General features: G+C 70.6%; 15 protein-coding genes. 7 read left to right on the plus strand and 8 right to left on the minus strand.

The window, feature by feature from the left end; all coding sequences use genetic code 11:
- Positions 1-107 precede the first annotated feature (107 nt).
- The 3 genes from OG538_RS29650 to OG538_RS29660 all read right to left on the minus strand — a co-directional run bounded on the left by OG538_RS29650 (position 108) and on the right by OG538_RS29660 (position 3,191).
- Positions 108-1,736, minus strand: a complete 1,629-nt coding sequence (locus OG538_RS29650) for a molybdopterin-dependent oxidoreductase (RefSeq protein WP_406098511.1) — start codon at positions 1,734-1,736, stop codon at positions 108-110.
- Between the two features lie 97 nt (positions 1,737-1,833).
- Positions 1,834-2,610: an anti-sigma factor domain-containing protein gene (locus tag OG538_RS29655; RefSeq protein WP_406098512.1), complete on the minus strand. Its 777-nt coding sequence runs from the start codon at positions 2,608-2,610 to the stop codon at positions 1,834-1,836.
- Positions 2,607-3,191 carry a sigma-70 family RNA polymerase sigma factor gene (locus tag OG538_RS29660; RefSeq protein WP_406098513.1) on the minus strand — a complete coding sequence of 195 codons (585 nt, stop codon included), beginning with the start codon at positions 3,189-3,191 and terminating at the stop codon, positions 2,607-2,609. Before OG538_RS29660 ends, OG538_RS29655 begins: the two co-directional genes overlap by 4 nt.
- Positions 3,192-3,381: 190 nt before the next feature.
- Here OG538_RS29660 and OG538_RS29665 point away from each other — a divergent pair, with 190 nt between their 5' ends.
- The 3 genes from OG538_RS29665 to OG538_RS29675 all read left to right on the plus strand — a co-directional run bounded on the left by OG538_RS29665 (position 3,382) and on the right by OG538_RS29675 (position 6,043).
- The gene (locus tag OG538_RS29665) at positions 3,382-4,044 is read left to right on the plus strand and encodes a PadR family transcriptional regulator (protein WP_406098514.1); all 663 of its coding nucleotides are present in this window, start codon (positions 3,382-3,384) and stop codon (positions 4,042-4,044) included.
- A 209-nt stretch (positions 4,045-4,253) separates the two neighbouring features.
- On the plus strand, positions 4,254-5,267 hold the full coding sequence (locus tag OG538_RS29670; RefSeq protein ID WP_406098515.1) for an ABC transporter ATP-binding protein: 1,014 nt from the start codon (positions 4,254-4,256) through the stop codon (positions 5,265-5,267).
- Positions 5,264-6,043, plus strand: a complete 780-nt coding sequence (locus OG538_RS29675; RefSeq protein WP_406098516.1) for an ABC transporter permease — start codon at positions 5,264-5,266, stop codon at positions 6,041-6,043. Before OG538_RS29670 ends, OG538_RS29675 begins: the two co-directional genes overlap by 4 nt.
- An 11-nt stretch (positions 6,044-6,054) precedes the next feature.
- Here OG538_RS29675 and OG538_RS29680 read toward each other — a convergent pair whose 3' ends face one another.
- Positions 6,055-6,528 (minus strand): ABA4-like family protein, encoded by a 474-nt coding sequence (locus tag OG538_RS29680; RefSeq protein ID WP_406098517.1) that lies wholly within the window; start codon positions 6,526-6,528, stop codon positions 6,055-6,057.
- Complete coding sequence (locus OG538_RS29685; RefSeq protein ID WP_406098518.1) at positions 6,525-7,487, minus strand: hypothetical protein; 963 nt, start codon at positions 7,485-7,487, stop codon at positions 6,525-6,527. Before OG538_RS29685 ends, OG538_RS29680 begins: the two co-directional genes overlap by 4 nt.
- A gap of 104 nt (positions 7,488-7,591) precedes the next feature.
- Here OG538_RS29685 and OG538_RS29690 point away from each other — a divergent pair, with 104 nt between their 5' ends.
- Complete coding sequence (locus OG538_RS29690; protein WP_406098519.1) at positions 7,592-8,230, plus strand: MerR family transcriptional regulator; 639 nt, start codon at positions 7,592-7,594, stop codon at positions 8,228-8,230.
- A 97-nt stretch (positions 8,231-8,327) separates the two neighbouring features.
- Here OG538_RS29690 and OG538_RS29695 read toward each other — a convergent pair whose 3' ends face one another.
- Positions 8,328-9,170: a siderophore-interacting protein gene (locus OG538_RS29695; RefSeq protein ID WP_406098520.1), complete on the minus strand. Its 843-nt coding sequence runs from the start codon at positions 9,168-9,170 to the stop codon at positions 8,328-8,330.
- 81 nt (positions 9,171-9,251) lie between these two features.
- Positions 9,252-10,160: a 5'-3' exonuclease H3TH domain-containing protein gene (locus OG538_RS29700; protein ID WP_406100365.1), complete on the minus strand. Its 909-nt coding sequence runs from the start codon at positions 10,158-10,160 to the stop codon at positions 9,252-9,254.
- 321 nt (positions 10,161-10,481) lie between these two features.
- On the opposite strand from OG538_RS29700, the gene OG538_RS29705 reads away from it, so the two are divergent.
- From OG538_RS29705 to OG538_RS29715, 3 genes are all read left to right on the plus strand, one after another.
- Complete coding sequence (locus OG538_RS29705; protein ID WP_406098521.1) at positions 10,482-11,546, plus strand: glycine betaine/L-proline ABC transporter ATP-binding protein; 1,065 nt, start codon at positions 10,482-10,484, stop codon at positions 11,544-11,546.
- Positions 11,539-14,175: an ABC transporter permease/substrate binding protein gene (locus OG538_RS29710; RefSeq protein WP_406098522.1), complete on the plus strand. Its 2,637-nt coding sequence runs from the start codon at positions 11,539-11,541 to the stop codon at positions 14,173-14,175. Before OG538_RS29705 ends, OG538_RS29710 begins: the two co-directional genes overlap by 8 nt.
- A 169-nt stretch (positions 14,176-14,344) precedes the next feature.
- Positions 14,345-14,890 (plus strand): helix-turn-helix domain-containing protein, encoded by a 546-nt coding sequence (locus OG538_RS29715; protein ID WP_406098523.1) that lies wholly within the window; start codon positions 14,345-14,347, stop codon positions 14,888-14,890.
- 22 nt (positions 14,891-14,912) lie between these two features.
- Here OG538_RS29715 and OG538_RS29720 read toward each other — a convergent pair whose 3' ends face one another.
- On the minus strand, positions 14,913-16,061 hold the full coding sequence (locus tag OG538_RS29720; protein ID WP_406098524.1) for a TDT family transporter: 1,149 nt from the start codon (positions 16,059-16,061) through the stop codon (positions 14,913-14,915).
- Positions 16,062-16,098 lie beyond the last annotated feature (37 nt).

Genomic DNA, 16,098 nt, shown 5'->3' on the forward strand with positions numbered 1-16,098 from the left:
GTGACGCACGCGTCACTTTCGGTGGTTGGTGGTTGGTGGTTGGTTGAAGGTGTGTGGCGTGCGGAGTGGGAGCCGGTCTGTGGGCAAACGTGCGCGGGACCGTCGGCTCAGGACACGTCGACCACCACGGAGTGCCAGCCGGTCGCCCCGTTGGGTACGGTGCCGACGCGCCGGCCGGTCTGGGTGGCGCCGGTGCGGTCCGTCGCCCGGACCTCGAGGGTGTGGTTGCCGGAGGTGGCCGGCCAGTCCCACACCCACTGGCGCCACGTGTCACGGCTGTCCTCGGCCGCCAGGCGCGCGGTGTTCCACGGTCCGTCGTCCACCCGGACCTCGACCCGCTGGATGCCGCGGTGCTGGGCCCAGGCGACCCCGGCGACCGGGATCGTGCCGGCTTTGGGGGAGGCGAAAGGGCGGGGTGTGTCGATGCGGGACTCGGTCTTGACGGGGGCCTGCGGGGACCACGACCGCTTGACCCAGTAGGCGTCGTAGTCGTCGAACGTGGTGAGTTCGATGTCCTTGATCCATTTGCAGGCCGACACGTATCCGTACAGGCCGGGGACGACCATCCGGACCGGGAATCCGTGTTCGAAGGGCAGTGGCTCACCGTTCATGCCGAGGGCGAGCAGTGCGTCGCGTCCGTCCATGACGTCCTCGACCGGGGTGCCGATCGTCATGCCGTCCACGGAACGCGACACGATCTGGTCGGCGGCTCCGCCCCGGGACGGGGGCTTCACCCCGGCTTCCCGCAGCAGACCGGCAAGTCGCACGCCGATCCACCGGGCGTTGCCGACGTACGGCCCGCCCACCTCGTTGGAGACGCAGGCCAGGGTGATGTCGCGCTCGATGATCTCCCGTCGCAGCAGATCCTGGAAGCTGAGCGTCATGGGCCTCGTCACGCCCTTGCCGTGGATCCTCAGCCGCCACTCGCCCGCATCGACGCGGGGCACCACCAATGCCGTGTCCACCCGGTAGAAGCTCTTGTTCGGGGTGACGAACGGGCTCAGGCCCCGGATTCTGAGATCGGCGCCCGCGGGTACGGCCGGCGCCGCCGAATCGGGTACCGGCAGGACCAGGTCGCGCCGTGAGGCGTCGGCTCCGGCCTGCACGGCGGAGGTGAGACGGCGTCCCAGGAGTCCGGCGCCCGCCGAGGCAGCCGCCGCGACGCCGGCCGCGACGACGAACCCCCGCCGGTCGAAGGTGCCAGGAGCCGGCTCCCCGCCCTTCCCGCCAGCCGCGGGGGAGGGGCCGGGAGCCGGTGTCAGTCGTCCGGCCAGGACATACAGGACTCCCGCTGCCACCACGGCACCCACCAGCGAGGGCAGGGCGTCGGACGGACCGCCCTCCGGCCGGCCGACCGCCGAGACGGCCCCGACCACCCCGAAGACCAGCACGGCCGCCGAGCCGAGCAGCCGGTGCCGCAGTGCCAGAACCCCGACCGCCATGGCGAAGACCGCCAGCAGGGCCAGAATGCCGAGCTGCAGAACCAGCTTGTCGTTCGTGCCGAAGTTCCGTACGGCGAAGTCCTTGAGGGCCGGGGGAGCACGGTCGATCACCGCACCACCCACGGCCGCGACCGGACCCGCCTCGGGACGGACGACCGCCGCGACGAGCTCGGCGACGGCGAGGGCGCAGAACCCGGCGATCACACCGCTGAGCGCGGCGGCGGCCGCACGCGTCCAGCGGGACCTCCGGGTCCCGTGGGCCCCGTTCCGCGGGTCGTTCTGATCTTCACTCACGATCGGGATTCGTTCCCCGATGCCCGGAGGATTGGTCGGTCATCGGAATGAATGTGAAACAGTCCCGGCCGAACGGCCGTACCGGGGCCCGTCCGGCCTACGCCGGCGGCAGATGCATCAGGGCCATCGGCGCCGAGGTCGGCTTCGCCGAGCCGCCCGCTGGTTCCACGGTGACGCCCATGCCCGTGGCGCCGTCCACCGGACCGTCGAGCAGGGCCGCGTACGTCGTCGGCGAGCCGGCCGAGGCCCGCATCAGACCGGCGGGGCGCATCGCGCCGTCGTCGTCGAACCACAGCTGGTACACCTTGCCGCCGGGTGCCTCGGCCAGCCCCGAGGCCAGGAAGACGGCGCGGTCCTGGCTCCTGGAGACCACCACGGTGCCCGTCGCGCCGTTCGTGAGCGGGCCGGACCGCGACTGAGCGTCGGGCGCGGTGAGGACCCGGGTGAGCTGGTCGTTGCGCTGTTGCGTGGCCCGGGCCTCCTTCCGGGCGTCCTGCGCCTCCTGGTGCTGCCACACCGCCACGCCACCGAAACCGGCCGCCGCGGCCAGGCTCGCGGCGAGCGTGAACGCCGGCCACCGCCGGGCCCGCACTGCGGCGCCAGACCCGTCGCTCCCGGCGCGGGCACGACGGCCGGCGGACGGCGGCTCCTGGCGTACGGTCGCGATCTCCCGCAGCACCCGCTCGCGCAGCTCCCGCGGCGGCGCGGCGGAGACGGCGAGCCCGAGCCGGGCCGCGGTCTCCGTGAGCTCGCGCACCTCCACGGAACAGGCCTCGCAGTCGCTCAGGTGCCTCTCGAACTCCCCGCGCTCGGACTCCGGCAGGGCGTGCAGGGCGTAGGCCCCGGTCAGTGTGTGCAGTCCGGCGTCACTCATGCGCTCACCCCGAGGCAGTCGCGCAGCCGGATCAGCCCGTCGCGCAGTCGAGTCTTGATCGTTCCGAGCGGCACGGCGAGCAGTTCCGCCACTTCGCGATAGGTCAGGCCGCGGTAGTACGCCAGGGTGACGGACTCCCGCTGCAACTCGGAGAGCGTGCGCATGCAGCGGCGCACCTGCTCGCGCTCCAGCCGGGTCTCCACCTGTTCGGTGACGTGGTCGAAGGCCGGGGTTCGGTCGAGCAGGGCGGCCTTGTGCTCCCGGGCTGTCGATGCCTCGACCGAGCGCACCCGGTCCACCGCCCGCCGATGGGCGAGAGTCAGTACCCAGTTCATGGCGCTCCCGCGAGCGGCCTGGAAGCGCGGCGCCGTCCGCCACAGCTCGACCAGGACCTCCTGCGCCACCTCTTCCGACTGGGCCGGATCACGCAGGACGCTGCGCACCAGTCCGAGCACGGGCCCGCACACCGCCTCGTACACCTGGGAGAAGGCGTCCTGATCGCCCCGGGCGACCATCCCCAGCAGTTCCTGCAGATCGGGCCCCACCGAAGGGGGTCCGCTGATGTACACGGCTTCTTTCACGCGGGCGTCCTCCCAGGGTGCTCATCGGTCTCGCTAGGTGATTCGGAGCCGGTGGCGGCGCGGATTGGTCAGAGCACGAGATCCTTCCACGTCCTGGCAAATTCGCGATACATCGTGGTTGACGACACTGAGGCCTCGCGATATGTTCGGTCACGAGTATTCGACGACGAGGTGAGAGGTGGTGGGTGTCGTGGCCAAACGGCGCAAGCTCGGCAATCCGCTGGCGCTCACGGTGATGGTGCTGCTCGCGGAGCGGTCCATGCATCCGTACGAGATCGCCCAGACCCTCCGCCGGCGAGGCAAAGAGCACAGCGTCAAGATCAACTTCGGCTCGCTCTACACCGTGGTCCAGAATTTGGAGAAGCACGGCTATGTGGAGGTCACGGGCGTGCAACGGCAGGGCAACCGCCCGGAGCGCACGCTGTACGGCATCACCGAGACCGGGCGCGCCGAGATGCTGGACTGGCTGTCCGACCTGATCGCGGTGCCGGCCGCGGAATTCCCCGTCTTCGACACCGCCCTGTCGCTCCTGCCGGTGCTGCCGCCGGACGAGGTGGCGGAGCTCCTGTCGGACCGGGAACAGGCCCAGAGCGTCCGCGCCGCGGCGCTCCGCGGTGTGCTCGCCCAGCTGGGGAATCTGCTGCCCCGGGTCTTCGTCGTGGAGAGCGAGTACCAGCTCCACATGATCGAGGCGCAGTTGGAGTGGATCAGGGGTTTCCGCAAGGAAATCGCCGACTCCGCCATCAGCGGAATCGAGGAATGGAAGGCATTCCACGAGACCGGTGAGGTGCCCCGGGACTGGCAGGACCTGGATGAGCAGGACATCGTCCTCGACCCCGGACACACCGTGTGACGGAGGGGGCGGACCAATGAAAGAAGACCCCGGCGGGAGCTGTTGGAGCAGCACCCGCCAGGGTCTCGAACCCCGGACCGGACAAGCCGTGAGGCACGCCAGGCGATCGAGGTGCGGCACACCCAGGATAGCCCGGCACTCCTCACGCGGACCGGCTCGGCCCAGCGGGCACCCACGTGCCCGGCCGACCACCACAGGAGAGCTCCGTCATGAGCACCCGTGCGCCCGCCGTCCAGGCGCGGCAACTGATCAAGACCTATCCAGGTGACGTCACCGCACTCAGCGGGATGGACCTCACCGTCGCCCCCGGCACCGTCTTCGGGCTCCTCGGGCCCAACGGCGCAGGCAAGTCCACCACCGTCAAGATCCTCACCACCCTCGCCCGCCCGGACTCCGGCACCGCGTCCGTCGCCGGACACGATGTGCTGCGCCACCCCGACCGGGTCCGCCGGGCCATCGGCGTGGTCGCCCAGAAGTCCGGCGCCGACCCGGTCGCCACCGGTCGGGAGAACCTGGTGCTCCAGGGCCGGCTCCACGGAATGCGCGGCGCCGCCGTCCAGTGCCGTGCCGATGAGCTGCTGGACCGCTTCGACCTCGCGGACGCAGGGAAACGCCAGGTCAAGGGGTACTCCGGCGGGATGCAGCGCCGACTCGACGTGGCGCTGGGCCTGGTGCACCGTCCCGAGGTGCTCTTCCTCGACGAGCCGACGACGGGCCTCGACCCGGAGGCGCGTACGGCCATGTGGGAGGAGATCTCGCGGCTGGCCGGCGACGAGGGCCTGACCATCGTGCTGACCACGCACTACCTGGAGGAGGCCGACCGGCTCGCTGAACGCATAGCGATCGTCGACCGCGGCCGCATCGTCGTCGAGGGCTCCCCCGACGACCTGAAGGGCGAACTGAGGGGTGACGCGGTCCATGTGGAGCTGCGCGCCGAGGGCGACCGCGAGGCCGTCACGGCTGCACTCGCCGGACTGCCCGGTGTCTACGAGGTGCTCGTCGACGGCCGCCGGGTCAGCGTCCGGGCCGAGGACGGGGCGGCCGCCGTCCCGGTGCTGCTCGCCGCGCTGGAGCGGGCCGGCGCGGCCGTGGCCGCCGCCACCGTCGCCCGCCCCTCCCTCGACGACGTCTATCTGAGATACGCCGGCCGCCGGTTCTCCGAGGCGGAGGCCGCAGGCCCGCCCAACGCCCCCGCACCGGCCGCCGCAGGAGGCACCCGATGAGCAGTCGAGCAGTCGCCCAGACCTGGTACATGACCCAGCGTCAGCTGATGGCGATCCTCAGGCAGCCGGTCTTCCTGGTGATCTCGCTGATCCAGCCGGTGATCTGGCTGTTCCTGTTCGGCAACCTCTTCAAGAAGGTCGTGGAACTCGGCGGCTTCGGCACCACGTCCTACCTGGACTACCTGATCCCCGGCATCGTCGTGATGAGCGCCCTCGGATCAAGCATGTGGGCCGGAATGGGCACCCTGGAGGAGATCGAGCGCGGCACGCTCAACCGCTTCCTGACGACGCCCGTCAGCCGCAACGCGCTGATGAACGCCAACGTCGTGCAGAACGGCATCAGCACAGCGGTGCAGTCGGTGATCATCGTCCTGCTCGGCTGGGCCGCGGGCGCCACCTACCCGGGCGGAGCGGGCGGGCTGCTGGTCCTGGTCCTCGCCTCGATCCTGCTCGGTACGATCTTCGGCGCGCTCTCCAACGCCCTCGGCATGCTGGTCCGCCAGCGCGAGTCGATCATCGGCATCAACACCTTCCTGCTCCTGCCGCTGACCTTCCTCTCCACCTCCTTCATGGCCCCGAGCCAGATGCCCTCCTGGATGCGTCACATCGCCGACTTCAACCCGGTCAACTGGGCGATGGTGGCGGGCCGCTCGGCGCTGACGGCGGACCCCGACCAGAGCCTGGTGCTCAGCCGCGGGGGAGCCCTGCTGGTGCTTGCCCTGATCGCGGTCCGGTTGTCGACGCGCACCTTCCGCTCGTACCAGAAGTCCGTCTGAGGGGCGGTCCCTCAACGGCGCGTCACCGTGTTGCCCGTCCGGCCCGGGAGCCCGCTCCCGGGCCGGGTTCCGCGCGCCCGGACCGCGCGCAGGGCCAGGAAGAGCAGCAGCCCGAAAGGCGAGAGCAGAATCGTCAGCACCAGCAGCGGGCCCATCACATACGGCGAGATCCCCAGCCGGCGGCTCTCCAGGAACATCCACTGCCCCAGCAGCAGGTCCCAGGCGATGACCTGCGCCCACACCGCCCCAGCCCCGTTCGCCAGCACGGTCAGATCGCGGAACGCGTCGATGTCAGGGCTGCTCACCGCCGTCCAGAGCTCGGGAAGCACCGGAAGGGCCATCGCCAGGTAGACGGCAAGCACCGGCAGGACGGTCAGCGGCGAGGCGGCAACCCTGGCGGTGACCGCCCGCCCGGGCAAGAAGATCATGAGCAGCCAGAACGGCGCCGCCAGCGCGAACGAGGCCTCGAAGAGGGCACCGGTCATGACACGAGCTCCTTCTCGACGACGGGAGTGGTGTGCCTCCCGGAGCGCGACCGCAGTGCGCCGTACGTGCCGGCGGCGGTGGCGGCCAGGACGAGCGCGGCGGCGGCGAGCGTCGCACCGTCCGGGCCGGTCAGCGGCTGGCCACGAAGTGCCTGCCAGGCGACCAGGGCAGTGACCGCCCCGTAGGCGCCCGCCGCGACAAGGACCAGACGCAGCCGGACCTGGGGGTCACGCAGCCGGGCGAAGCGCGGCGCCAGCGCGACCAGCGCCAGCAGGAACAGGGGGAGCAGTTGGAGTGCGTGCATCCCGACGAAGTGCGGGATGCGCAGATCGCCGCCGGTCGTCGACCAGCCGGTGAGTGGCATCGAGGGTCCGCCGTCCGGTACACCCACGGCGTGCGCACCCACCACATCGGCGGTGTCCAGGTTCCCGGCCGCCCTCTGCCCCGCCGATGGCTGCGTCATGAGGAAGCCGAAACCGGCGCCCACCAGGGCCAGGAGAACGCCCGAGCGGATGGCCCAGGCGAAGGCGCGGTCCGCGAAGCGGGCGCGCAGCAGCAGGATCGCGACGACCAGGGTGCCGGCCCACAGGATGACCACGGTGGCGCCCATCGCGGCGAACAGCGAGGAGTCGAAGGGTGTGGCGTGGTTGAAGTGGCTGCGCTTCCCGCGGACGACCTGCAACGTGATGATCGCCATCTCGACGAGGCTGGCGAGCGCGATCACGGTCCCGGCCCACCAGCCGGTGCGCCGGCCCCGGGTGAGGTGCGCCAGCATCCAGGCGAGCGCGAGGGCGTACACCACGAACGAGACCGCGAACTTGAAGGGTTTGAACCAGATCGCCGCGCCCGCCAGGACCCGGTCGTCGGCCAGGAGGCCCACGCCCGAGACGACCGTCATCACGGCCATGGCGACGGCGAAGAGGACTAACGGGCGGTGCCAGGTGCGCCAGTGCGGCATGTGATCCCCAAAGACATTATGGATAGTGGCGCTCGCCACTATCTGATAGTGGAACTATCTATGATGGGATGCGGGTTGGCAAGCGGTCAGAGGGAGAACACGCAGTGCGCATCGGCGAGTTGAGCCGGAGGTCCGGGGTTCCGGTCCCGACGATCAAGTTCTACGTACGGGAGGGGCTGCTGCCTGCCGGGCAGCTGACCAGCCCCAACCAGGCCCGCTACGACGACGGGCATGAGCGGCGGCTGCGGCTGATCCGCGCGTTGCTGGACGTCGGCGGGCTCCCGCTGTCGGCCATCGGGGAGGTGCTCCGGGTGATGGAGGACCCGCGCCAGCCGCTGCACGACGTGATGGGCGCGGCCGCCAAGAGCATCGCGCCGATGTGGGGCGACGACGCGGACGCCGAGCTGGAGGACGCCCGCGAGGACGTGGCCGGACTGCTGGAGCGCCGGGGCTGGCTGTCCGGGGCGCGCAGCCCGGGTGGCGAGTCCCTGGCCGAGGTGCTGGTGGCGCTGCGCCGGGCGGGCCACGGCAGTTTCGTCGAGCTGCTCGACGACTACGCGGCCGCCGCCGAACAGGTCGCGCGGGCCGATCTCGACTACGTCGGACGCCGGGTGGCGCGGGAGGACCTGGTGGAGAGCGTGGTCGTCGGCACGGTGCTCGGCGAGGCGATGTTCGCCGCCCTGCGGCGGCTCGCGCACGTCGACGCGTCGGCGCGGGCCTTCGGTGAGGAGGCGAACGGCTGAGCCGTCGGCGCCGAGCCGGGATGCGGAGTCAGTGCCTGGCGCACATGGCCGTGCCCCGGTCCACGGACCGGGGCACGGTGTGATGGAGAGTCAGGGCCTACGCGGCGCTCTCCTGCTCGCGCTCCACCTGCTCGTTCCACTCGCGCTTGACGGAGCGCCACGCGTCGTCGTTCTGGCCGAGCCGCCAGTAGCCGGAGATCGACAACTGCGGCAGGGGGATCCCGCGGTCGAGCCGCAGATGGCGGCGGATCTCCTTGACGAAGCCCGCCTCGCCGTGGACGAACGCCTGGACGTCGCCGGCGGGGAACTCCAGCTCCTTCACCGCGGCGGTGAGCGCCTCGCCCACGGGGCGCCCGCCCCGGTGCAGCCAGGTGATCCCGACGCCGTCCGGCGCAGCGATCTTCTGTTCCTCCGCGGCGTCCGCGACCTCGATGAGCGCGTGCACGACCGCGCCCGCGGGCATCTGCTCCAGCGCCGCGGCGATGGCCGGCAGCGCGCTCTCGTCGCCCACCAGGAGGTGCCAGTCGGCCGAGGCGTCGGGGCCGTAGCCGCCGCCGGGGCCCAGGAAGGTCACCTGGTCGCCCGCCGCCGCGCGTGCCGCCCACGGGCCCGCGAGGCCCTCGTCGCCGTGCACCACGAAGTCGATCGCCAGCTCCCGGGTGTCCGGGTCCCAGGAGCGCACGGTGTACGTACGCGTCGTGGGCCAGAGCTCGCGGGGGAACTCTTCGCGGATGCGGGCCATGTCGTAGGGGTGTGCGTAGTCGGCGCCCTCGGGGGCGAAGCACAGCTTGACGTAGTGGTCGGTGAAGCCGGACAGCGTGAAGCCGGCGAGACCGTCGCCGCCGAGCACCACCCGGATCATGTGCGGGGTGATCTGCTCGGTGCGCAGAACCTGCGCACCCTGCGCCTTGGGTGCCCGCCGCGCCGGTCGTTCTGCCACGAGGTTGTCTCCCTGCTCCGGATACCGGACCGGTGGCCCATACACGGGACCATCGGCCTTAGGGTCACCTAACCTAACACTTCAGGAGGTCAGTGTGGAGAGCAGGCGCTGCAGTGCTCCGCCCAGTCCCCACTGGTCCGCAAGCGCTTCGAGCGTCGCGGGATCGCGCGGTTCCCTGGGCAGAGCGGGGTCGAACTCCGGCAGTGGTACGTCACCCGCGACCCGGACCACGGTCGGCGCGACGGCCACGTAGTCGCGGGCCTCGTCGAGCCGCTTGCGCTGGGAGGGCGTCAGCCTGGCGGCCGGATCGTTGACCGCCGCCATGATTCCGGCCAGGTCGCCGAACGCGTCCAGCAGCTTCGCCGCTGTCTTCTCGCCGATGCCGGGGACGCCGGGCAGTCCGTCGCTCGGGTCGCCGCGCAGCAGGGCCAGGTCGACGTACCCGGAGCCGTCCACCCCGTACTTCTCGCGGAGCCAGGCCTCGTCCGTCACCTGGAGGGTGCCGACGCCCTTCAGCGGGTAGAGCACCCGGATCTCGCGGGCGTCGTCCACCAGCTGGTAGAGGTCGCGGTCGCCGGTGACGATGTCGACCGGGCCGGCTGCCAGGCCGGTCAGCGTGCCGATCACATCGTCGGCCTCGTATCCCGCGACGCCGACCCGGGCGATGCCCAGGGCGTCGAGAACGTCCGCGATGACCGGCACCTGTGGGGCCAGTGTGTCGGGGGTCTCCTCCTCGTCGGGCAGCCCCGCGCCCGTCTCCACGGCGACGCGGTGCGCCTTGTACGAGGGGATCAGGTCCACCCGCCACTGCGGCCGCCAGTCCGCGTCCCAGCAGGCGACCAGGTCGTCCGGCCGGTGGTCCTGCACGAGCCGGCCGATGAAGTCCAGCAGCCCGCGCACGGCGTTGACCGGTGTCCCGTCCGGTGCGCGCACCGAGTCGGGCACCCCGAAGTAGGCGCGGAAGTAGAGGGAGGCGGTGTCGAGGAGCATCAGGCGTCGCGTCACACCCCGATGATGCCGCACCCCACCGACAGTGGCCGCCGCGGACGCGGTTCCCGTACCCGGGACCGGTCCCCTGTGAACTGGGTCACTCCTGCGTTTGCTTCGTATAAGCGGGGGCAGGCGCGGCACCGGAGCGGACCACGTCCCGTTTTCGACCGGTGCACGTGCCATGCGGACCGAATCCGCACCGCTCCACGGTCTGCCGGAGGGGGTGGCAGACCGTTTTTCGGTTCAACGCGTGAGGTGTATGTGTCAAGGCTGCAAGCCGAACACTTGTACAAAGTTTTCGGCAGACGACCCGTTCAAGCCGTGCAGAAGCTCGAGAGCGGCACGGACCGCGACGCACTGCGCGCCGACGGAACGACCGCCGCGGTGATCGACGCGTCATTCACCGTGGAACCGGGCCAGATCTTCGTCGTGATGGGCCTGTCCGGGTCCGGCAAGTCCACGTTGCTCCGCATGCTCAACGGGCTGCTGGAGCCCACCGCCGGCAAGGTGCTCTTCGACGGCCAGGACCTGACTGCCCTGAGCCCCGCCGAGCTGCGCCACGTCCGCTCCACCAAGATCAGCATGGTGTTCCAGCACTTCGCGCTCTTCCCCCACCGCAGCGTCCTGGAGAACGCCGCCTACGGCCTCGAGGTGCAGGGTGTGCCGCGTGCCGAGCGCAACCGCCGCGCCACCGAGGCACTGGAGCTGACCGGCCTCGCCGGCTGGGAGAAGTCCTGGCCCGACGAGCTTTCCGGCGGTATGCAGCAGCGCGTCGGTCTGGCCCGCGCGCTCGCCACCGACGCCGACCTGCTCCTGATGGACGAGTCCTTCAGTGCGCTCGACCCGCTGATCCGCCGCGACATGCAGGACCAGCTCCTGGAGCTGCAGAAGCGGCTGAAGAAGACCATCGTCTTCATCACCCACGACCTCAACGAGGCCATGCGCCTCGGCGACCGCATCGCCGTGATGCGCGACGGCGAGATAGTCCAGCTCGGCAGCGCCGAGGACATCCTCGTCACCCCGGCCAACGACTACGTCGCCTCCTTCACCCAGGACGTCGACCGTTCCCGGGTGCTGACCGCGGGCGCCATCATGGCCGAGCCGCACACCGTGATGGGCACCACGACGGACGACGGCAAGGAGCTGCGTACGCCCGCCGACGTCCTTCGGGAGGCGCCGGCCACCGTCGCCGAGTCCACCCCGATCATCGAGCTGTTCACTCCCTGCTCGCAGAGCGGGGTCGCGGTCGCCGTGACCGATGACAAGGGCAAGCTCGTCGGCGTCGTGCCGAGGGCCCGGCTGCTCGCCGTGCTCGGTGAGCCGATGACCCCCGCCGAGGCTCCCCAGGACGCCCCGGCCGCACTGAAGAAGGTGGCCAGTGTTTAGGCTCCACCTGGGCGACTGGGTCGACTCCGCCGTCGACTGGCTCCAGACCCACCTGGCCTGGCTCTTCGACGCCATCAGTTCCGTCGTGAGCGGCATGTTCGACGGCATCGCCGCCGTACTCTCCGCCCCCGCCCCCCTGCTCTTCGCGGGCATCGTGGCCGTCATCGCCTGGTGGCTGCGCGGCCTGCTCGCCGGTGTGCTCGCGTTCGTCGGCTTCGCCCTCATCGACTCCATCGAGTTGTGGGACGAAGCGATGGACACCCTCACCCTGGTGCTCGTCGCGACCATCGTGACGCTGGTCCTGGCCGTCCCCCTCGGTATCTGGGCATCCCGCTCGAAGACCGTCAGCGCGGTGACCCGGCCGGTCCTCGACTTCATGCAGACCATGCCCGCCATGGTCTACCTGATCCCCGGCGTCATCTTCTTCGGCGTCGGCGTGGTCCCCGGCATCATCGCCACCATCATCTTCGCGCTGCCCCCGGGCGTCCGGATGACCGAACTCGGCATCCGGCAGGTCGACGCCGAACTCGTCGAGGCGGCCGAGGCCTTCGGCACCACCTCGCGCAACACCCTGCTGCGGGTGCAGTTGCCGCTCGCCCTGCCCACGATCATGGCGGGCATCAACCAGGTCATCATGCTGGGCCTGTCCATGGTGGTCATCGCCGGCATGGTCGGCGGCGGCGGCCTGGGCGGCTCCGTCTACCGCGCCATCGGCAACGTCGACGTCGGCCTCGGCTTCGAGGCGGGCATCTCCATCGTCATCCTGGCGATGTACCTGGACCGCATGACCAGCGCCCTGGGCCGCGAGGTCTCGCCGCTCGCCCGCCGCGCGCTCGCCAAGGCACAGTCGATGACCGGCGGACTCAAGGTGTGGAACCACCGCCCGCAGCCCGTCGTCGCCGTGGTCGGCATCGTCGTCCTCGCGCTCGTCGCAGGCGGCGCGGGCCTGTTCGGTTCTTCGGACGCGGACGGCACCGCGAGCTCCGACCCGAAGAACATCGGGGCCGGCAAGAAGATCAGCATGGGCTACATCCCGTGGGACGAAGGCATCGCCTCCACCTTCCTGTGGAAGGAACTGCTGGAGCAACGCGGCTTCGAGGTCGACGTCAAGCAGTACGAGGCCGGCGCGCTGTACACCGGCATGGCCGGTGGCCAGATCGACTTCGAGACCGACTCCTGGTTGCCCGTCACCCACGCCGCGTACTGGAAGAAGTACAAGGACCGCCTGGAGGACATGGGCTCCTGGTACGGCCCGACCTCCCTGGAGCTCGCCGTCCCCTCGTACGTGAAGGGCGTCGACTCGCTCGACGACCTCAAGGGCAAGGCGTCCGACTTCAAGGGCAGGGTCGTCGGCATCGAGCCGAGCGCCGGTGAGACGGGCCTGCTCAAGGACAAGATCCTGCCGGGCTACGGCCTGGACAAGGAGTACAAGGTCGTCGACGGGTCCACCCCGTCCATGCTGGCCGAGCTGAAGCGCGCGTACGCCAAGAAGGAACCGATCGTCGTTCCTCTCTGGTCGCCGCACTGGGCGTACAACCAGTACGAACTCACCAAGCTCAAGGACCCCAAGAACCTCTGGGGCAAGGGTGACGGCATCCACACGCTGACCCGCAAGGGCTTCGCGGCCGACAACCCCGAGGTCGGCAACTGGCTCAAGAGCTTCAAGATGACCGAGGACCAGCTCACCAGTCTTGAGGCGCAGATCCAGAAGAGCGGCTCCGGCAAGGAGCAGGAGGCTGTCCGGACCTGGCTGAAGGCCAACCCCGGCGTCGCCGACAAGTGGACCCCGGTCAAGAAGGCCGCCACGTCCAAGGGCGCGAACGGCAAGGACGAGCGCGACCGCGCCGTCGAGATGGCCTGGTTCCCCTGGGAGGAGGACATCGCCGCCACGTACCTGTGGAAGGCCGTCCTGGAGGACCGCGGTTACAAGATCAACCTGAAGCAGTTCGAGGTCGGCCCGATGTACGCCGCCATGTCCCGCGGCCAGATCGACGTGCAGTTCGACGGCTGGCTTCCGTACACCCAGAAGAACTACTGGGAGAAGTACGGCAGCAAGCTGACCGACATCGGTTCGTGGTACGGCCCCACCTCCATCGAGATCGCGGTACCCGACTACGTCAAGGACGTGAAGTCGCTGGCCGACCTGAAGGGCAAGGGCGCGCAGTTCAAGGGCCGGATCGTCGGCATCGAACCGGGCACCGCCACGATGGAGAACCTCAAGAAGAACGTGCTGCCGACCTACGGTCTGGACGGCGAGTACAAGGTCGTCGACGGCTCCACGCCGGCCATGCTGGCCGAGCTGAAGCGCGCGTACGCCAAGAAGGAGCCCATCGCCGTCGTGCTGTGGACCCCGCACTGGGCGTACAGCGAGTACAAAATGACCAAGCTCCAGGACCCGAAGAAGGCCTTCGGTGACGGCGACCGGCTGCACACCATCGCCTCCAAGGCGTTCCCGGAGAACTATCCGCAGCTCACCAAGTGGTTCAAGGACTTCAAGCTCGGCGAGGACCAGCTCGCCGGCCTGGAGAACCAGATCCAGAAGCGCGGCGCGGGGCACGAGGAGGAGGCCGTGAAGGCCTGGATGGACAAGAATCCGGGCATCGCGGACAAGATGGCTCCTCAGCAGTAGCAGCGGCGGCCCCTCACCAGGGGCGGCGGCACGCGAAAGGGTGGGCACCGCCGAGGGCGGTGCCCACCCTTTCCGGCTGTCCGGACGACTCTTTCCCGGCCGACCTCGCGCAACGGAGTGCGTAAGGTGCTCGCAGCCGGAAGGATGGCGAGTCGGGAGGGAGCCGGACATGGACGACAAGGAAACACTCCGGGTGGGCGCCGCGGTCCGCCGACAGCGCAGATCCCTGGGACTCACCCTGGCCGCTGTCGCCTCGCGCAGCGGCCTGTCCGTGCCGTTCCTGAGCCAGATCGAGAACGAGCGGGCCAGACCCAGTCCCCGTTCCCTGGACCGGGTCGCCGAAGCCCTGGAGACCACCACCGCACGCCTGCGCGCCGCCGCGGACTCCGCACGGGCCGTCGACGTCGTGCGCGGCGGGCCGGAGGACGGCGTCCGCAGGGTGGTGCGCGGCCGTCATCAGCTCAGCGCCCTCGAATTCACCGGGGAACTCGACCTCGGGCGTGAGTTCCAGCACCGCAACGACGAGGTGATGTACGTCGCGGAGGGCGCCGCCGAGGTCGAGGCCGAGGGGCAGGCCTACCGGCTGGAGCGCGGCGACACGCTGTTCCTCTCGGGCGGGGTGCGCCACCGCTGGCGGGCCACCGTGCCCGGTACCCGCCTGCTGGTCGTCGCGGTCGCCGAGCACATCGACGCGACCTTCGATCCGCGGCGCTGAGGCGCCCCCGGCGGGGCAACGCTCAGGCTGCGGGGGCTGCCGCCGGTGCAGGCCCCTGGGGTGCTGCGAGCAGCACCCCGCTGAGCAGCCCGCGCACCGTGCGCGCCCCGGCCACCGCCCAGGCCGCCACCAGCAGCACGTAGAGCGCGACAGCCAGCCACGTGAACGCGGTCAGACCTGTGTGCCGGGCCAGACCGGCAGCCCCCGTCACACACGTACCGACGGGGAAGGTGAAGCCCCACCACGTCATGGCGAACGTCATCCCGCCGCGCAGCGCCCGCACCACGAGGGCGACGGACAGCGCCAGCCACAGCAGGGCGAACCCCATGACCGGCACCCCGTACAGCACCGCGAACGAGCCGAGGGCCGAGGCATAAGGAGTCCTGATCGCGCCCGGCGCCACATCGGCCAGCGCGTTGACCGCGGTCGTCGACTGGCCCAACGGGCCGAGCACCAGGAACAGGGTGGGCGTCAGTACGAGCGGCAGCGGACCCCGGTGGACCAGCCGGGCGAAGATCAGCGGCAGCATCACCAGCGTCGCCAGCAGGCTCAGCCCGAACATCGCGTAGCAGGCGAGCAGCAGCCCCTCCCGCCACTGCCCCTCGGGCAGCTCCGGCACCAGCAGCGGCCCGAGTGCGGCCGACACCATGGGCGCCACCACCGGCAGCAGCCACACCGGGGAGGCGGTGCCGGGCTCCGGCCGGTGGCGCACGATCATCAGGTACGGAATCACCACGGCGGCGGCCAGCCCGGTCAGCGTGCCCGCGGTGTACAGCAGCACGTTCAGGGTCAGGGCCGCCTGATGGCCGATCACGTCCTTGCCCACCACCATCCCGGACCCGCCGACGGCCAGCAGGGCCATCGAGAGGCAGCCGTAGAACGGCGCGACCGCCGGATCCAGGAGATGGGCGCGGGCCTGGTCGCGATGGGCCGCCCAGTGCCCGGCACGGGCGGTCAGCACGACGGCGAGCAGGACCGCGGCGAGTACCCACACCATCGCGCAGGCCGCCCGCAGCCCGGGGACGTGCACGGGCAGCGCGACGCCCGCACTCGCCACGATGGCGGTGCCCATGACGGTCGCGTACCAGTTGGGGCCGAAGTGCCGCAGGGCCGGCCGCCGGGCGGCGGCGGAGTACGGGGGAGCGGTGCGGATCTGCGGAAAGATGGCCATGCCATTGATTCTCGGCGCCCGGATCGTCCCCCGCCAG

This window comes from Streptomyces sp. NBC_01013 (assembly GCF_045162765.1).
In the GTDB taxonomy this organism is placed as follows: domain Bacteria; phylum Actinomycetota; class Actinomycetes; order Streptomycetales; family Streptomycetaceae; genus Streptomyces.